At 37.6% G+C, this 16,986-nt stretch carries 16 protein-coding genes; 6 read left to right on the top strand and 10 right to left on the bottom strand.

Going from position 1 to position 16,986, the window contains the following annotated elements; translation table 11 throughout:
* Nucleotides 1-36 precede the first annotated feature (36 nt).
* A complete protein-coding gene (gene vrrA, locus FG383_RS01610) occupies nucleotides 37-636 on the top strand; it encodes a VrrA/YqfQ family protein (protein ID WP_142605095.1) in 600 nt (199 codons plus the stop codon).
* Between the two features lie 103 nt (nucleotides 637-739).
* Complete coding sequence (locus tag FG383_RS01605) at nucleotides 740-1,720, top strand: 4-hydroxy-3-methylbut-2-enyl diphosphate reductase (RefSeq protein WP_142605094.1); 981 nt, start codon at nucleotides 740-742, stop codon at nucleotides 1,718-1,720.
* A 39-nt stretch (nucleotides 1,721-1,759) separates the two neighbouring features.
* Here FG383_RS01605 and FG383_RS01600 read toward each other — a convergent pair whose 3' ends face one another.
* From FG383_RS01600 to ccpN, 9 genes are all read right to left on the bottom strand, one after another.
* Nucleotides 1,760-2,878 carry a Nif3-like dinuclear metal center hexameric protein gene (locus FG383_RS01600; protein WP_142605093.1) on the bottom strand — a complete coding sequence of 373 codons (1,119 nt, stop codon included), beginning with the start codon at nucleotides 2,876-2,878 and terminating at the stop codon, nucleotides 1,760-1,762.
* A 2-nt stretch (nucleotides 2,879-2,880) separates the two neighbouring features.
* Complete coding sequence (locus tag FG383_RS01595) at nucleotides 2,881-3,573, bottom strand: tRNA (adenine(22)-N(1))-methyltransferase (protein ID WP_142605092.1); 693 nt, start codon at nucleotides 3,571-3,573, stop codon at nucleotides 2,881-2,883.
* Between the two features lie 90 nt (nucleotides 3,574-3,663).
* Nucleotides 3,664-4,029 carry a cytochrome c550 gene (gene cccA / locus FG383_RS01590; protein WP_142605091.1) on the bottom strand — a complete coding sequence of 122 codons (366 nt, stop codon included), beginning with the start codon at nucleotides 4,027-4,029 and terminating at the stop codon, nucleotides 3,664-3,666.
* A 136-nt stretch (nucleotides 4,030-4,165) separates the two neighbouring features.
* On the bottom strand, nucleotides 4,166-5,305 hold the full coding sequence (locus FG383_RS01585) for an acyl-CoA dehydrogenase family protein (RefSeq protein ID WP_142605090.1): 1,140 nt from the start codon (nucleotides 5,303-5,305) through the stop codon (nucleotides 4,166-4,168).
* Nucleotides 5,306-6,032: 727 nt separating this feature from the next.
* The gene (locus FG383_RS01580) at nucleotides 6,033-6,596 is read right to left on the bottom strand and encodes a hypothetical protein (RefSeq protein ID WP_142605089.1); all 564 of its coding nucleotides are present in this window, start codon (nucleotides 6,594-6,596) and stop codon (nucleotides 6,033-6,035) included.
* A gap of 81 nt (nucleotides 6,597-6,677) precedes the next feature.
* Nucleotides 6,678-7,802 carry an RNA polymerase sigma factor RpoD gene (rpoD, locus tag FG383_RS01575; protein WP_142538295.1) on the bottom strand — a complete coding sequence of 375 codons (1,125 nt, stop codon included), beginning with the start codon at nucleotides 7,800-7,802 and terminating at the stop codon, nucleotides 6,678-6,680.
* Nucleotides 7,803-7,830: 28 nt separating this feature from the next.
* Nucleotides 7,831-9,660, bottom strand: a complete 1,830-nt coding sequence (gene dnaG, locus FG383_RS01570; protein ID WP_142605088.1) for a DNA primase — start codon at nucleotides 9,658-9,660, stop codon at nucleotides 7,831-7,833.
* Nucleotides 9,661-9,883: 223 nt separating this feature from the next.
* The gene (locus FG383_RS01565) at nucleotides 9,884-10,693 is read right to left on the bottom strand and encodes a pyruvate, water dikinase regulatory protein (RefSeq protein WP_142605087.1); all 810 of its coding nucleotides are present in this window, start codon (nucleotides 10,691-10,693) and stop codon (nucleotides 9,884-9,886) included.
* An 11-nt stretch (nucleotides 10,694-10,704) separates the two neighbouring features.
* Nucleotides 10,705-11,343 (bottom strand): transcriptional regulator CcpN, encoded by a 639-nt coding sequence (gene ccpN, locus FG383_RS01560; RefSeq protein ID WP_185907814.1) that lies wholly within the window; start codon nucleotides 11,341-11,343, stop codon nucleotides 10,705-10,707.
* Nucleotides 11,344-11,905: 562 nt separating this feature from the next.
* Here ccpN and FG383_RS01555 point away from each other — a divergent pair.
* The gene (locus FG383_RS01555) at nucleotides 11,906-13,288 is read left to right on the top strand and encodes a glycine--tRNA ligase (RefSeq protein WP_142605085.1); all 1,383 of its coding nucleotides are present in this window, start codon (nucleotides 11,906-11,908) and stop codon (nucleotides 13,286-13,288) included.
* Between the two features lie 524 nt (nucleotides 13,289-13,812).
* Here the strand turns inward: FG383_RS01555 and FG383_RS01550 are convergent.
* Nucleotides 13,813-15,171 carry an IS4 family transposase gene (locus FG383_RS01550; protein WP_142605084.1) on the bottom strand — a complete coding sequence of 453 codons (1,359 nt, stop codon included), beginning with the start codon at nucleotides 15,169-15,171 and terminating at the stop codon, nucleotides 13,813-13,815.
* Between the two features lie 357 nt (nucleotides 15,172-15,528).
* Here FG383_RS01550 and FG383_RS01545 point away from each other — a divergent pair, with 357 nt between their 5' ends.
* The 3 genes from FG383_RS01545 (at nucleotide 15,529) to FG383_RS01535 (ending at nucleotide 16,980) form a co-directional block, all read left to right on the top strand.
* On the top strand, nucleotides 15,529-15,729 hold the full coding sequence (locus FG383_RS01545; RefSeq protein WP_281285233.1) for an acyl-CoA dehydrogenase family protein: 201 nt from the start codon (nucleotides 15,529-15,531) through the stop codon (nucleotides 15,727-15,729).
* Between the two features lie 140 nt (nucleotides 15,730-15,869).
* Entirely contained in the window at nucleotides 15,870-16,067 is a 198-nt protein-coding gene (locus FG383_RS01540) for a DUF6501 family protein (protein WP_142605082.1), read from the top strand.
* Between the two features lie 49 nt (nucleotides 16,068-16,116).
* Nucleotides 16,117-16,980 carry an ATP-binding protein gene (locus FG383_RS01535; protein WP_142605081.1) on the top strand — a complete coding sequence of 288 codons (864 nt, stop codon included), beginning with the start codon at nucleotides 16,117-16,119 and terminating at the stop codon, nucleotides 16,978-16,980.
* Nucleotides 16,981-16,986 lie beyond the last annotated feature (6 nt).

The raw sequence follows: 16,986 nt of genomic DNA, 5'->3' as shown, positions 1-16,986 counted from the left end.
AGATTAGTCTTTATTTGTTCGAAAGGAGATGAAAAAATGCGCTATGAATCTTTTTATCCGTTTTCACAAGCCGGAAACACCGGTGGGGGCTTTTTAAACTTTACAGGGGCACCTAACATTCCACCTTCTCCGCCTGCTGGAGGATTTTTTGGTGGTGGTGCAGGAAACTTTTCCGCTCCTACCGCACCTACTAGCCAAGGCGGGGGATTTCTGAGTAACATTGGGAATTTAGCCTCCAATATGGGCCCAAATAGTCCAACAGGTAACTTTTTAGGCAATATTGGAAATATGGCTGGTAGGATGCAATCAAGTAATCCCTTCGGAGGGATGGCCCAAGGAGCAACTCAAGCTGCTCAGGCAGCACAAGGGCCAAGTAAAGCAATGTCCTATTTACAGACGGCAGACAAATTTTTAAATACTGCTCAACAGCTTACTCCAATGGTAAGGCAATATGCACCAATGATTCAAAATGTACCTGCACTATTAAAGTTATACCGTGGGTTTCAAAACGTTCCTAATGCAGCCGCAGCGGCAGCTACTACAAATACAGCGTCTGCTGCTTCTGCTGTAGCAAGGACTGCCTCTTCTGTTACAAACGGGGCTTCCCTTCCACGTATTTTCCAACCACCTTTCTAGAATTTAAGTAGTTGGTTTACTAGTGAAAAAACTTAAACTTTTGTATTCATCCTAGGGCTCCGTTATAATAGGTGTATGTTCGAACCTGAAGGGAGTTTCTGATATGATTGTACAAAAAATTTCGCCTAGAGGATATTGTTATGGTGTAGTCGATGCAATGATCATTGCTCGAAATGCTGCACTGGACACTTCTCTTCCTCGGCCAATATATATTTTAGGAATGATCGTCCATAACAAACATGTAACAGATGCTTTTGAGCAAGATGGGATAATTACGTTAGACGGTGAAAACCGTTTAGATATTCTTTCCAAAGTGGACGAAGGTACTGTAATATTTACGGCACACGGGGTATCTCCCGAAGTAAAAGAACTTGCTCGTAAAAAAGGATTAGTTTCTATTGATGCAACTTGTCCAGATGTTACGGTGACACATGATTTGATAAGAGAAAAAACAGCTGAAGGCTTTGACATCATTTATATTGGAAAAAAAGGTCACCCAGAGCCAGAAGGTGCGATTGGCGTTGCCCCAGACAAAGTACATCTTGTTCAAACGCTAGAAGATGTTGAAAACTTAACGCTGGAAACAGATAAATTACTCGTAACGAATCAAACAACGATGTCTCAATGGGACGTAGTACATTTAATGGAAAAGCTAACCGAAAAGTATCCGCATATTGATGTGCATAAAGAAATTTGCCTTGCTACGCAAGTGCGACAAGAAGCAGTTGCGGAACAAGCTGGTGAAGCGGAACTCCTTATCGTTGTTGGAGATCCGATGAGTAATAATTCTAATAGATTGACACAAGTTTCAGAGGAAATTGCTGGAACTCCCTCTTATCGCATTGGAGACGTTTCGGACCTTAAGCTAGAATGGTTAGAAAATATAAACCATGTGGCGGTTACCGCTGGAGCATCTACTCCAACCCCAATTGTGAAAGAAGTTATTCAGTTTTTAGAAAAGTACGACCCAAATGATCCTACAACACATGATACAACGAAAAAAGTAATGCCGGAAAAAATATTACCAAAAATTAAAGTACCAAAACCTGTAGATCGAATTGAACCATATCCAGTTAATAAATAAGTAAAAGAAGCTGCTTCCCTTGCCAGAAGCAGCTTCTTTTTATATTAGTTGAAATGGTTCTGTTGACAGTTTGGATGGGATAAATGTACAAGCAAGTTTTTTATCATGACATGCTGTGTTCATATAGTTTGCTACACCTGTCTTCATAATCTGCTCAATATGATGACCAGGATCAATTATTGCCAGACCAATTGCTTCGGCATCTTGCGCCACATGGAAGTACATATCTCCTGTTATCAATACATCCGCACCTGCTCTTTTTGCTGTTTGAATGTATTTATTTCCGTCTCCACCTAGTACTGCAACCTTTTGGACAGATTTATCCAACTCTCCTACTACACGAACAAATGGAACATGTAATTGGTGTTTCACTGTTTGTGCATATTCAGAAAGCACAATCGGATTTGGCAGTGTTCCTACTCTTCCAAGCCCTTTTTCGTTCACTTCAATGTCCAGAAAGTATAAATCATACGCTGGCTCTTCATACGGATGTGTCGTAAGCAGAGCTTTTAAAACACGATTTTTTATCGAAACTGGAAATACTACTTCAATTTTATCTTCTTCTACAATAGCAAGCTCATTTGCTTTACCAATATAAGGATCAGCACTTTCAGACGGTTTAAATCGTCCTTCTCCTTGTGAAGTGAAGCTACAATTAGCATAATCACCAATTTGACCGGCTCCTGCATCCCCTAGTGCCATTCTTACTTGTTCGGTCGATTCTTTTGGCGTGAATACTGCTAATTTCATTAACTTTTCAGCAGTTGTTTGCTCTAATATTTTCACATTTTCTAGTTGCAATGCAGTTGCAAGTAAATCATTTACTCCGCCAGTCGCTATATCGAGATTTGTATGAGCTGCATATACCGCAATATCATGTTTGATTAATTGTTCGATCAGTTTTCCTTGTGGCAAATCTGTCCGCATATTTTTCATTCCGCGAAATATAGGGGGATGATGCGCAATGATTAACTGACAGCCCTGCTCTATCGCTTCTTGTACAACTTTTGGGTTTACATCAAGTGTGACAAGTACTTTAGAAATCGTCTTATTCAAAGTGCCTACCTGGAGTCCAATCGAATCACCTACGACAGCTAGAGATTTTGGTGCCCATTGTTCAAAAAGAGAGATGATCTGTTGACCATTTGTTTCCTTCATTTTTATAACGACTCCTTCACTAAAGCAATTTTTCTTTCAAGCTCTTCTTTCTTCTGTTGTACTTCAGGGGACTCAGATGTTTTACTTAGTTGGTCCATGATTCGTAGCCATTCGCTTAGTTCATTTGACCATTTTTTATGGAATATAGCTGATTTTTCTTTTGTCAAAAATGGGCCAACAAGTAGTTCTTGTTCAGTTAGTTGCATTTGACCTTTTTGAAGTACAATAATTTCGTAAATTTTGTCATGCTCTTCCAGTATTGTTTCGTTCACGATTTTCCAATTTTCTTTTTGCGCCCAGTCCCGGATAGCTTTGGCATGCACATTCGGTTGTAATATTAAATTTTCTACTGTTTTAAGCTTTTCTTTCCCAGCTTCTAATATGGAAGCAATAAGTGGACCTCCCATACCTGCAATGGTTATGGTTTGCACTTTGTCAGTTGGCTGAATAACTTCTAGTCCATTTCCAAAACGTACATCTATTTGTTTTTCTAGCCCTTCACTTCTCACTTGCTTTTGCGCCGACTCAAAAGGACCTTTTACCACTTCTCCTGCAATTCCTTGTGTAATAATACCTGTATGTACTAAATAACAAGGCAAATAAGCATGATCACTTCCAATATCCGCCAAAATCGTATTTTTTTCAACAAAGGAAGCGACCGTTTTCAATCTTTCCGATAAATTTTTTGCATTCATTAGTAAACACCTCTTCCAGATTTCATTATAACAAAAAGTAAAAAAGACCTCGATTCTTTTACAGAATCGAAGGTCTTTTTGAAAATGATACTATTCTAAAGATTTAACCCACGCAGCCATAGCATCAATGTTTTCAGCTGGTACTAAGCCACCTGGCATTGCACCTTTACCATTCGCTAACACGTCTTTGATTTCATCTTCTGAAAGAGGCGTTCCTACTAGTGACGGGAAAGCACCTTGTCCTTCATAGCTATTACCATGACATCCGATACATTTACCTTGTGCAAGTGCTTCCGGATCGAACTCGCCAGCCGATGCGGTTTCACCGCCTTCAGTAGCTTCTTCGTTTTGAGCCATCTCTTCTTTGTTGCTTACGCCTTCCATTGATAAGAAGAAAATTAAACCAATTCCAAATGCCATAATTAGTATAAATGGAATAATTGGATTCTTATTCATAATTTACCCTCCCTCTTGATACATACTTTTCTAAATAGAATTAGTCAACACTAATATTGTACTGCATTCTACCGAAAACGAAAAGTCTTAAAGAGGAAGTTTTATTTCTTTGTGACATTTTAGACATAATTTCGACTTAGCAACCAATATGTCTTGCGATTACCATGCGCTGCACTTCAGATGTTCCTTCTCCAATTTCAAGCAATTTTGCATCTCTCATGAATCGTTCTACTTCATATTCTTTCATGTAGCCATATCCACCATGAATTTGAATCGCTTGATCTGCCACTTCCATCGCAATTTCAGACGCATACAGTTTGCACATAGCAGCTTCTTTTCCAAATGCCCGTCCTTGGTCTTTCAGCCATGCCGCTTTATATACCATTGTTCGAGCTAATTCGATTTTCATCGCCATATCTGCTAACTTAAATTGCGTTACTTGGAATTCAGAAAGGGTTTTTCCAAATTGTTTACGTTCTTTTGAATAACGTAATGCACGATCAAATGCACCCTGTGCAATTCCAACTGCCATCGCTCCTATACCAATTCGCCCGCCATCAAGCGTCACTAAAAATTGTCTAAATCCATTGCCACGTTTCCCAAGCAAGTTTTCTTGCGGTACTCGAACATTTTCAAGTACTAATTCCGTTGTATTAGAGGCATTTAACCCCATTTTTTCGTAATTGTCGATGACCGTAAACCCTTCCGCATCTGTTGGTACGATAATCGCTGATATTTCTTTTTTACCATCCTTAACATCCGTTATTGCCGTTAAAGCTAGATGTTTGGCATAGCTAGCATTTGTAATAAATGACTTATTACCATTAATAACAAAGTCGCTGCCATCTTCTTTTGCAGACGTTTGCGTGCCGCCTGCATCCGATCCAGCATTCGGTTCTGTTAACCCAAATGCTCCGAATGATTCTCCTGTACAAATTGGTGCTAAATACTTTTGTTTTTGTTCTTCCGTTCCAAACAAGTTTAGAGGAGCTCCTCCAAGTGAAATATGTGCAGAGTAAGTAATTCCGGTTGAAGCACATGCGCGACTCAGTTCCTCTGTCACAATAGCGAAACTTACTGTATCTGCTCCTGCTCCGCCATACTCTTCTTCAAACGGCAAACCCATCATCCCCATGTCGGCTAGCTGTTTAAAGATTTCTTTTGGAAACTCTTTCGTTTTGTCCCGCTCAATCGCACCTGGTGCAACTACTTCATCCGCAAATTCATGAATTGTTTTACGGATCATTGCTTGTTCTTGTGTCAAATCAAAGTTCATTTCTTCCATCCCCTTTGTAAATATAAAAACGCTTACTATTTCATTATACTGAAAATAAAAATATTTTGGAGATTTATATAAAAAAAGTAGGCTATGTTGAAAAGTTCTCAACCGTATTAAGAAAAGCGAAAGCGCCATTTAGGGTCAAAACTTATTTCTATCGTTTCCGTGGGGCTTTGGACAGACTTTTAGCTATATTATTACCGTTTGTTTTTTTAGTGGCTGGTCGTGATTGACGTCACGACCAGCCACTCTTTTCTCGGTAATCTTATTGCGCTTGTCTGTCCGTAGCCCTCCTCAAACAGTACGATTAAGGTTAAGATCTTTTAGGATAATTAGTGAAAAAACACTTTCCAACTTATAAAGGAAGCACCCGAAGATGCAATTTCGGGTGCCCAAGTAGCTCCTCTATGCAAGAGATGCTAACTATTCTTTGTCGTATACTCTTTTACCAGCAGAAGAAAATTAGCAGAAATGCTCTTCTTCAAGATTCTTACTAGTTAACAGGTCTATCCCTCTACCTTGCCTTATGTAAAACATTCCCTATCACTCACAGTACAAGTGACAATACACACTTAAAATGTATAAATCTTATTCTCTTTTAGATGTCCTTTCTTTTATGAGTGATTGGAAATCAACAGTATTATTTAACACAAAAAATTAATAGATTAGAGTCAAGATAAATAATAAAAAACGCCAACATTCGAGTCTGTTGACGTTTGAACAATTATAAATAAAATTTAAATAAGTAAACTAAAATAAGTACTAATCCAACAATGCCTGAAACACTAAAATATACAAGTTTCAAAAGCAATCCTGAAAACAACCATAGTAAGCAATTCCCGATCATTAATCCAATTAAAACGAAAGGATAATCAATAAAATAAACGTCCCATACTTTAAATGATATTCCTAAAAGTAATAGGGCTGAAAAAACAAATAATAAGGGTGTCATCACCGATTTTGTTTTTGCCAGTTTAATAGCTATGTATAAAAATGCGAATATCGCCATTCCGGTAACAATAATGGGAATAAATGCGGCAGTTGTTATTAGTACTAGTGATGCTATTAATAGGACTGTAATAAATCCGAGTATCACGTAAAAAAAAGTATTGTTCTTTTTTTCTTTCGCCAATATTGCTTGGGAATAATTCTCTTTCCTCTCATCCCCTACCTCTTCTCCCTGTGCGTAAAGCGCGGTTAGAAAGTCACAATAATGTTCTGGAAGAAGTTTGTTTTTCTTCCAAAACGCAATTTCGTTAATAATAATTTGCTTACGCTGCACTGACATTGCTCGTCCTCATTTCATCTGACAGTTAACCATAAGTATAAAACAGAAAAAGACACCCTACAAGGATGTCTCTTCTGAAAATTATTCTAAGAAATCTTTTAGACGTTTACTGCGAGAAGGATGACGAAGTTTACGCAGTGCTTTCGCTTCGATTTGACGAATACGTTCTCGTGTTACACCAAATACTTTGCCTACTTCCTCAAGCGTTCTCGTACGACCATCATCTAAGCCGAATCGAAGGCGTAGTACATTTTCTTCACGATCTGTTAATGTATCTAACACATCTTCTAATTGTTCTTTTAATAGTTCATACGCAGCATGATCTGAAGGGGATTGAGCATCCGCATCTTCGATAAAATCGCCTAAGTGCGAATCGTCTTCTTCTCCAATAGGCGTTTCTAAAGAAACTGGCTCTTGTGCAATTTTTAGAATTTCGCGTACTTTTTCTGGAGGTAAGTCCATTTCTTCTCCAATTTCTTCTGGAGAAGGCTCGCGACCTAAGTCTTGCAGTAATTGTCTTTGTACACGAATTAATTTATTGATCGTTTCAACCATATGCACTGGAATACGGATAGTACGAGCTTGGTCTGCAATGGCACGAGTAATCGCTTGTCGAATCCACCAAGTAGCATACGTACTAAATTTGAACCCTTTACGGTGATCAAACTTTTCTACTGCTTTAATAAGTCCCATATTTCCTTCTTGGATTAAATCTAAGAACAGCATTCCACGACCTACATAACGCTTTGCAATACTTACTACTAGACGAAGGTTTGCTTCTGCTAGACGTTTTCTAGCTTCTTCATCCCCTTGTTCGATTCTTTCCGCAAGTGCAATTTCTTCAGATGCTTTAAGTAGATCCACACGTCCGATTTCTTTTAAATACATACGAACCGGATCATTAATTTTTACGCCAGGTGGCACACTTAAATCATTTAAGTCGAAAGTTTCTTCTTTCCCTTTCATCAAACGATCTAAATCTTCTTCATCGCCATCTTTTCGGCTAAGTTCAATTTCTTTACCTTCTAAATGATCGATAAATTCTTCTATCTGATCCGATTCCAATTCAAAATGAGCTAGTTTTTCCGCAATATCATGATACGTTAACTCACCATTTTTTTTACCTAATTCGATTAATTGTTTTTTTGCTTCTTCTAATGATAATTCAATATCCGTTTCTTTTGTACGTTCAGACTTGTCCGCCATAAGAAATCCTCCTTTTGCTACCGGATGTTTATTCAAAAGTTGCTAACGACTTTTTTAACTGAATAGCTTCTTGAGCAAGTTGCAAAGCTTTTGTCATATCCGCCATTTTTTCAGCCTCTTTTGCTTCATGTAATTTCCGCTCAATTTGTTGCTCTATCCGGTATTTTCGAATATGGCGCAAGCAGTCCATGACTTCCTCTGTTTCATGCTCTGGATCACGTTCTGAGAGCGCAGCTTCCATAACTATATTTCTAAGTTGTGCATCATTAAGTACTTCTAAAAATCGCTGATAATCTCCATCTGGATACTGTTCATAAAATCCAGTTAAGCGCACATAAACTGCTTCGTATGCATCTCTTATAAAACATGGATCTCCAGCATTATTTCGTGCAATATCAATTATTTGTGCATTGTGCAACATATGAGAAAGTAACATTCGTTCTGCTCTTTCATCTGCCGAAATAGTCCTCTTCTTTTTAGTCATTTCCTGATTAGTTGGTTGAGGAATAGATGGTTCACTTTTAACTTGTTTAGCTTTTTTTCCTTGAAGTTTTCGTAAATGTTGATAGATTGCATCTTCCGAAACGTTTGTTTCTTGTGAAAGTTGTCGAATGTACAAATCGCGCTCTACAGAAGAATTTCTCTCACTCAGTATTTCCAATATTTCTTGAATATACTGTAAAGTATCATTTTCATTATTAAAATTCTTATCACGCTTCGAGACAATCATCATAAAGGATAAATAAGAATGAGGCTTTTCCATAATTTTCGTTCGAAAAGCTTCTTCCCCGTAGTTCTTAATATAATCATCTGGATCCATTGCATCCGGTATAATTGCTATTTCTGTTTGAATGTTTTGAGCTTGCAATGCAATTGCTGCTCTTTTAGCTGCTTCCATACCAGCTTTATCCCCGTCATAACATAATGTGACGTTTGAAGTCAATCTATTCAGTTTTGTAATATGTTGAGACGTCAAAGCCGTCCCCATAGTTGCAATGCCATTGGAAATTCCTGCAGTAGATGCTGCAATCACATCCAGAAAACCTTCAAAGACAACCACGTTTCGTTGTTTACGAATTTCTAGGCGAGCTTTATCTAAATTATAAAGTACTTGGCTTTTCTGGAATATAGGTGATTCAGGGCTATTTAAATATTTTGCTTCATTTTCACTTTTTTCAAGTATTCTTCCTGAGAAAGCAATGACATGTCCTGTTTCATCCAAAACAGGGAACATAATTCTTCCCCTAAAACGGTCGAAATACTTTAATTCATTTTCTTTTCGGATAATAAGCCCAGTTTTCTCTATTTCTTGCAAATCCATACCTTTTCGTGCTAATAATGTTGTTAAAGCGTCCCAATTAGGTAATGACCAGCCGATTTTGTACTTTTCGATAATTTCAGTAGAAAACCCTCTTTCCTCTAAGTAATGTAATGCATTTTCTCCTTCCTCCGTATGAAGTAATAAATGATGAAAATAATCGCTCGCAAATTCATGCGCTTTTTTCATAATGGATACTTCTTTTGAGACAGGTGCTTTAACTTCTGAATGATCGGAGGAACTTTCTTCAATCGAAATTCCAATTCGGCTTCCAAGTTTACTTACTGCATCTTGGAAAGAAAGATTTTCGATATCCATTAAAAATGTAATTACATTTCCACCAGCACCACACCCGAAACAATGAAAAATCTGTTTCTCTTGCGTTACTGAAAAAGATGGTGTTTGTTCTCCATGAAATGGGCATAAACCAAAATAATTTCTACCTCGTTTCGTAAGTTGAACATATTCGCTAACAACATCGACAATATCTGTGTTATTCCTAACTTGTTCGATAACTTCTTCTTCTATACGATTTGTCATTATTTCACCATCTTTACTTGCTACTGTTATTAATTCGAGATAAACAAGAAAAATCCTGCAAGAATCGACAAAATAATTCATAAAAAAAGTTTCATATAGTTATAATTCTTTTTTCCACAAATAACTATTATAAAACATTTTATATTATTAATCTATACTTTATTCTATTCGCAAGATAAAAAAACCTTTTCACAAATGTGAATCGGTTCATTTTTTTTTGAAATTATTTTTGTTGAATGTGATTTATAACTAAATTGGCCGTTTCTTCTACTGCCCGATTGGTTACATCGATCACAGTACATCCGATTTTTTTTACCACTTTTTCAAAATGGGTAATCTCTTCGTTTATCCTCTCTATTCTAGCATAACTAGCGTCATCATTTAAACCAATTGCTATCAATCTTTCTTTGCGGATAGAATTTAGTTTTTCTGGTGTGATTACTAAGCCAAAACATTTTGCAGGATCTACTAGGAAAAGTTCTTCCGGTGGTTCTACTTCCGGTACTAATGGCACGTTTGCCACTTTATATCTTTTATGTGCTAAGTATTGAGACAATGGCGTTTTAGAAGTTCTGGAAACGCCTATTAATACGATGTCTGCTTGTAATAGACCTCTAGGATCTCTTCCATCATCATATTTTACCGCAAATTCAATTGCTTCAATCTTCTTAAAATAATCTTCATCTAACTTACGAACTAATCCAGGTTCTTCAAATGGCTTTTCGTCTAAATTACTCTCTAGTAAATTAATAACGGGACCAATTAAGTCTACTGAATCTAGTTCGTACGCTTTACAATATTCCAATAATGCATCTCGCATATTCGTTTGCACGAGCGTATATAAAATAATTGCATTTTGTTCTTTTGCAAGTTCCGTTATCTCTTTAATATGATCCAACGAATCTATATGGGTAAATCTCTTTAACTTCGTATGTTGTAGACCAGGTCTAAACTGACTTACCGCCGCTTTTGCCACTAGTTCTCCCGTTTCACCGATTGAATCTGAGACAATAAACAGGTTTAACATTTTCATTGTGTCACTCCTTATAAGTCATGGTCATCGGCTAAAGACAAGAAAGCACGTGTAATATTTGTTTTCGTAATTCTTCCAACTACCTCTAAACCATCTTTTCTTTTTTTCACAACTGGTAATGAGTCAATTTGACGACTCATTAGTTTATTTGCCACTTCAATAATTGTATCTTCTTTCGTACAATACGTAATATTTGGCATCCTCGTCATAATCATATGTACTGGGAGTTTATTTAAATCCTGATTTCCAATACTTGTACGTAAAAAATCTTTTCTCGAAAGCACACCAGATAATAAAGATTGTTTATCCACTACAAATAAAGATCCTACGTCTTCTAAAAACATATGACAAATCGCATCATATACTGTCATGCTTTCTTCAACAACAACGGGAATGGATTGAAAGTCTTTTACGATCATCTGGGCGATATTATCTGAAATTGCTTGGCTTGTTTTTTTGCCAGAATAAAAATAACCAACGCGCGGTCTGGCGTCTAAAAAGCCAGCCATTGTTAAAATAGCAAGATCTGGTCGCAGGGTAGATCTAGTTAACTTTAGTCGTTCTGCAATTTGTTCACCAGTTATAGGGCCATTTCCTTTTACAATGTCCAAAATTTCGTTTTGCCGTTTGTTGAGTTCGATTGGAATCACCGCCTCAAATTGTTATGCTTATACTAAATTATTATATACTACTTACTCCTTTATTGCGAAGTAAACAAGCTCATGTTACAATAGCAACAAATAATAAAGCGTTGAAGAGCATTATAAGTACTGTAATCTAGCGAGTGGTGATAGTGAAAGTCCACAAAACAGGAAACGGCAGCTCGGAGCTTATGCTTTCAAAGAGGATTGTATTGTACAATCAATCGGGGTGGAACCGCGGGTGTAAAACTCGTCCCCGGGCTAATTTAGCCCGGAGACGAGTTTTTTCTTTTTGAAAGCAATAATCAATCACGACTCGACGTGATTGCGCCCAGATTTGAATTGAGCTTGCTCAATTAACTCCCTTCAAAATCTGTGGCATCCGCCGGAGGCTTTGGGCCAACAGGATGTTGGTCACTCAGGCGTTGCCGCACGACGCGGCGATTTTAGCCAGAGTTCTTCGACATTCAATGGGCTTGAACCCCATTGAATTGAAGAAATTATTGCATTATCCAGCACTTATAGAAGCAAGGGACTTCTGCTGAATTAAGTTAAAAATGGAGGGTTTGTTATGGAATTTTCAATGGAAACAGTCGTAAGCTTAGCAAAACAAAGAGGATTTGTATTCCCTGGCTCTGAAATTTATGGCGGACTTGCGAACACTTGGGACTACGGTCCACTTGGTGTGGAATTGAAAAATAATATTAAAAAAGCATGGTGGAAAAAATTTGTTCAAGAATCTCCGTACAACGTAGGATTGGACGCAGCCATTTTAATGAATCCAAAAACATGGGTAGCATCTGGACATATCGGTAATTTTAATGATCCGATGATCGACTGTAAAAAATGTAAATCTCGTCATCGTGTAGACAAAATTATCGAAGATGCACTTGATAAAAAAGGTATTGAAATGGTTATTGATGGACTTTCATTTGAAAAAATGGAAGAAATCATGAAAGAACATAATGTAGTCTGCCCTTCTTGTGGAGCGTTTGACTATACAGATATTCGTCAATTTAACTTAATGTTTAAAACGTTCCAAGGGGTAACAGAATCCTCTACTAATGAAATTTTCTTACGTCCTGAAACAGCACAAGGTATCTTCGTTAACTACAAGAATGTACAGCGTTCTATGCGTAAAAAAATGCCATTTGGTATTGCACAAGTAGGGAAAAGCTTCCGTAACGAAATTACTCCTGGTAACTTTACATTCCGTACGAGAGAATTCGAACAAATGGAATTAGAATTTTTCTGTAAACCAGGCGAAGATATGGAATGGTTTGAATTCTGGCGCAACTATTGTAAGGATTGGTTATTAAACTTAGGCGTTGCAGAAGATAGCATTCGTTTACGCGACCACTCAGAAGATGAGCTGTCCCACTATTCTAATGCAACGACAGATATCGAATATAAATTCCCATTTGGTTGGGGAGAGCTATGGGGTATCGCTGACCGTACAGACTTTGACTTAAAACAACATATGGAGCATTCTGGTGAAGATTTTAATTATATTGATCCAATTACGAATGAGCGCTATGTACCTTATTGTATCGAGCCATCTCTTGGAGCAGACCGCGTTACGCTAGCATTCCTTTGTGAGGCATACGACGAAGAGCAGCTAGAAGGTGACGATAAACGTACTGTATTACGTTTCCACCCTGCTTTAGCTCCTGTGAAAGCAGCAATTTTACCATTATCGAAAAAATTATCAGAAGGCGCAACAGCGTTATTCTCCGATTTAAGTAAACATTTCATGGTTGACTATGACGAATCTCAATCGATCGGAAAACGTTACCGTCGTCAAGACGAAATCGGAACACCATTCTGTATCACATACGATTTCGATTCCGAAACAGATGGTCAAGTAACGGTTCGCCACCGTGATTCGATGGAACAAACAAGAATGCCGATTGCGGAAGTAAAAGCTTATATTGAAGAACAACTACAATTTTAATATTTTTTTAAAACCCAGGTTAGCGCGTCTAACCTGGGTTTTTATGTGGAGTTCGGTTTGAGAGGAACGGTTTTTCCGGGATAGCCCATCGTTTTTTTACTTATCTAACTTGCACATAATAGCAAAAACGCCAACGCCTATCTCTAACCGATATGGTATGTGGGAAAAATGAATAGAATGTCCCACATAATAGGGATACTGCGTGGTAAGGAAGTGACCGCTAGGATTTTCGCTGTAGTCGAACGCTTTCCGCCGGGTGAGCGATGAGCCATCCCCGCCGCTTAGGCGTCGTAGGGATGTCTCATTTGCTCACTCATCCGGCAGGAGTCGTCGACCATAGCTGTATACTTTAGAAATACTCCATAAAAAATAACGAAAAATTGTTTCTAGTTCACTCTTTTTTTTCACCAAACTGATTCATCTTCTTTTTTATTGGGTACAGAAGAAGTATGAACTAAAAATGACCGCATTAAATACACCATTTTATTCTGTTTTTTAAAATTTGGGGTTGTTGTCGATTTTCATTAGCTAAATAGAGTCCAGTGGTTCGCTTTAGTAGTTTTCATTTGGTTTGCTTCTATAATTGGGATGAAGTCCTTCCAAATGCTTCGCCACGTTTGTAAACTCTTACCACTAGCTTTTGAAAGTCGACTTATATTTTTGCTTAATAATCGAATGGTCAAGTCTTCACTCAATTGTTTCTTGGACTTCATCCAAATCATTTTTCTCAAGGTGGCCATTCCTAACACGCTTAGTAAAAGAACAATACATTGCGTGTAAAAATGACAAAGCCACCGTTCTGGTTTTACCTGTTTAATTTGGTGTACTTTCAAATGTGATTTCCACGTTTTAAACAATAATTCAATTTGCCAACGTAAGCTGTATAAATGTCCGATCTCTTTTGCTGAAACGGACGCCGGTAAATTTGTTAAATAAACCGTTACACCAGCTAACTCTAGTACATGCTCTTTTGGTGTCTGTCTCGCTTTTTTCTGGTGTTTACGGGCCATTCTTTTTTTATGTTCCGCTTCTTGTTTTTCTGTATGACGATAAATAACACAACGCATAGCCATTTTTTTATGGTGCCCAATATACATAATCGGCCATTCTTTCGAACAACCTCTTTCCAAATCTTGTATTTCCTCTCTCATATGCACCTGAATATAGCGATGTTTTTCTACATATCTCCCATCTGGATGCCGAGGTGGATTTGCGACTTCTAAAAAGAACTGTGTATCTAAACGTGCACGTGAAAGGAAGTATGCATCACGACGTTCGATTTCTTCAAACAAATCTAAATGATAGTAACCAAGATCCTGTACACATAAATCTTTCGGCTCCAGATGGGCCAGTCGTTCGAATCCTGCGTGGATATCTGCCGCTTTTCCATCCTCTGAAGTCAACCATAAAAACTGCCCACTTAAATAATCGAACTCGACTTGAATCTTAACCCCAGCGCCGCTCGTCCCTTTAAATATCAATTCGTAAGTTATCGGTAATTTAAATGCGGTTCCATCTAAGATACGGAAACGCTTGAAAGGGAACTTTTTATTGATTGGCATTTTCGCCAGTATTTCACGAAATTGAAGTTGAAAAAGTTCGCCCCAAACTGCTTGTAAAAAGTCGATACAATGATTATTGAATCGCTTGTTTAAACCGGCTTTTGTCATAGGAATATGATGTAATTGAAGATCTAGACAAAGCTCTTGTAACGTATCAGAAATCATTTTTTGGTGATTCCGGAAAAGAAAAGGAAGAAAATTGCTGACTTTTATTTGACGCTCGCGTTGAATGAAGCCTGTTTCTCGAGCAAGCTCATTCATTTTTGATGAACTTAATAACTCAAAACATTTTTTCAAATGAAGTAAACCGTAATTTGTCATGATGAACCTCCTTTAAGTTGTTTTAACTCTGTTTACCAACTTAAAGGCTTTTTCAATCTAGTAATCAACTAGAAATTTGTTAAGTATACAGCTATGGCCGGCGACTCCTGCCGGATGAGTGGGCAAAATGAGACATTCAAACGTACGCCTAAGCGACGGGAATGGCTCATCGCTCACCCGGCGGAAAGCGTCCGCTCAGCAGTGGAAATCCTAGCGGACACTAGTTGACGCACTACCGCGCAGTATCCCTATTATGCGCGTCATTCCATTCCGTTCGCATGTGAAAAATCGGGCCAGAGACAGGCGCATTAACGCTGTTGTTCTATATCTCTATCACTTTATTATTCCACTTTATAAATTTGCAATCATGCTGTAGAAATAGTTGCAAAAACGATGAGAATTGTTGGTGGGCGGAGTTTTACGAAAGGAAATAAGTTAGAACGTTTATTTAGAGATGTGCAATGTGCAGCTTTTAATCCTCCACAAGATGATTTGATTATTGAGCAATTAGCAACTTTTTTATTGTCAAACGGTGTCAAAGAAGAGATAAATGTATAACTTTATTTAGAACATTTGAGTAGTTTCTTCATTTGGAGGAGCTGCTCCATTTTTTCTCTTTTTGAATAGCAATAAAAAAAGCTAACAGATTGAATTATAAAGTATACTTTCGTATACTATAATAAAAGGAAGTGGATAACATGATACATACAAATTGGGATACAAAACCAACGCTTAAAACTGTAACATGTGTACATACAGACGCTAAGAAATTCTTAGTAAGTAATGTACTAACAGTTGGAAAAACATACGAAGTAAAAAATGAAACAGAAGAGTTTCTATTTGTTGTTGACAATTCTGGAAAAGTCGGCGGCTTCTACAAAGAATATTTTCAATAAAAAAATCCGATGAATACTCATCGGATTTTTTTCATAAGGAGACTACAATATGAATGAGTTATTAACGAAAGAACAACATATACGAATAAACAGAGTACATAATGAGGAAGATAGTCGCCTTATAGGATCAGGCGGTTATTTATCGCCGAATAATGATTTGTTCCATGACGTTCTGATCGCCGTTTCATTGAAAAAGCCTGTTTTACTCAAAGGGCCAACCGGGGCAGGTAAAACGAAACTGGCAGAAACCGTATCACACTATTTTATGCAACCAGTCCAAAGCATCAATTGCTCCGTCGATTTAGATGCAGAGGCATTACTCGGATTTAAAACGATTGTTTTAAAAGATGGGACGAATGCGATAGAGTTTGTGGAAGGTCCCGTCATTGAAGCGATGAAAAAAGGACATATTTTATATATAGATGAGATTAATATGGCAAAAGCAGAGACATTACCTATTTTACATAGTGTGCTCGATTATAGAAGAATGCTGACGAATCCTTTTACGGGAGAAGTTATTCAAGCACACCCTGATTTTTCCGTCATCGCTGCAATTAATGAAGGATATATAGGTACTACTCCAATGAATGAAGCATTAAAAAACCGTTTTGTCTCTTTTTCTGTCCCATATATTTCTGGGCAACTGCTTGAAAACTTATGGAATGAACTTTTCCCAACGGCGGAGAGACATTTAGTAGCGGCAATATTGCATTTAGCGGAAGATTTAATGGGACAAGTAAAACAAGGACTGCTTTCAGAAGAGGCAGCATCTATACGAAGCTTACTAGATGCTACAGAATTAGCTCAATATATGGAGCCTATGCGTGCGATAAACTACGCAATTGCAGAGAAGTTAGAGGATGAACAAGAAAGAGAACTCGTATTAGAATTAGCCTCTTCTTGGATAAAGTGAGGGATG

It is taken from the genome of Psychrobacillus soli (assembly GCF_006861775.1).
In the GTDB taxonomy this organism is placed as follows: domain Bacteria; phylum Bacillota; class Bacilli; order Bacillales_A; family Planococcaceae; genus Psychrobacillus; species Psychrobacillus soli.
This window is presented reverse-complemented; position numbering and strand designations above follow the sequence as displayed.

Bases quoted from the DNA above. Each gene is read 5' to 3' on its own strand.
- vrrA (WP_142605095.1), top strand. From the start codon at position 37: ATGCGCTATGAATCTTTTTATCCGTTTTCACAAGCCGGAAACACCGGT.
- FG383_RS01605 (WP_142605094.1), top strand. From the start codon at position 740: ATGATTGTACAAAAAATTTCGCCTAGAGGATATTGTTATGGTGTAGTC.
- FG383_RS01600 (WP_142605093.1), bottom strand. From the start codon at position 2,878: ATGAAGGAAACAAATGGTCAACAGATCATCTCTCTTTTTGAACAATGG.
- FG383_RS01595 (WP_142605092.1), bottom strand. From the start codon at position 3,573: ATGAATGCAAAAAATTTATCGGAAAGATTGAAAACGGTCGCTTCCTTT.
- cccA (WP_142605091.1), bottom strand. From the start codon at position 4,029: ATGAATAAGAATCCAATTATTCCATTTATACTAATTATGGCATTTGGA.
- FG383_RS01585 (WP_142605090.1), bottom strand. From the start codon at position 5,305: ATGAACTTTGATTTGACACAAGAACAAGCAATGATCCGTAAAACAATT.
- FG383_RS01580 (WP_142605089.1), bottom strand. From the start codon at position 6,596: ATGTCAGTGCAGCGTAAGCAAATTATTATTAACGAAATTGCGTTTTGG.
- rpoD (WP_142538295.1), bottom strand. From the start codon at position 7,802: ATGGCGGACAAGTCTGAACGTACAAAAGAAACGGATATTGAATTATCA.
- dnaG (WP_142605088.1), bottom strand. From the start codon at position 9,660: ATGACAAATCGTATAGAAGAAGAAGTTATCGAACAAGTTAGGAATAAC.
- FG383_RS01565 (WP_142605087.1), bottom strand. From the start codon at position 10,693: ATGAAAATGTTAAACCTGTTTATTGTCTCAGATTCAATCGGTGAAACG.
- FG383_RS01555 (WP_142605085.1), top strand. From the start codon at position 11,906: ATGGAATTTTCAATGGAAACAGTCGTAAGCTTAGCAAAACAAAGAGGA.
- FG383_RS01550 (WP_142605084.1), bottom strand. From the start codon at position 15,171: ATGACAAATTACGGTTTACTTCATTTGAAAAAATGTTTTGAGTTATTA.
- FG383_RS01540 (WP_142605082.1), top strand. From the start codon at position 15,870: ATGATACATACAAATTGGGATACAAAACCAACGCTTAAAACTGTAACA.
- FG383_RS01535 (WP_142605081.1), top strand. From the start codon at position 16,117: ATGAATGAGTTATTAACGAAAGAACAACATATACGAATAAACAGAGTA.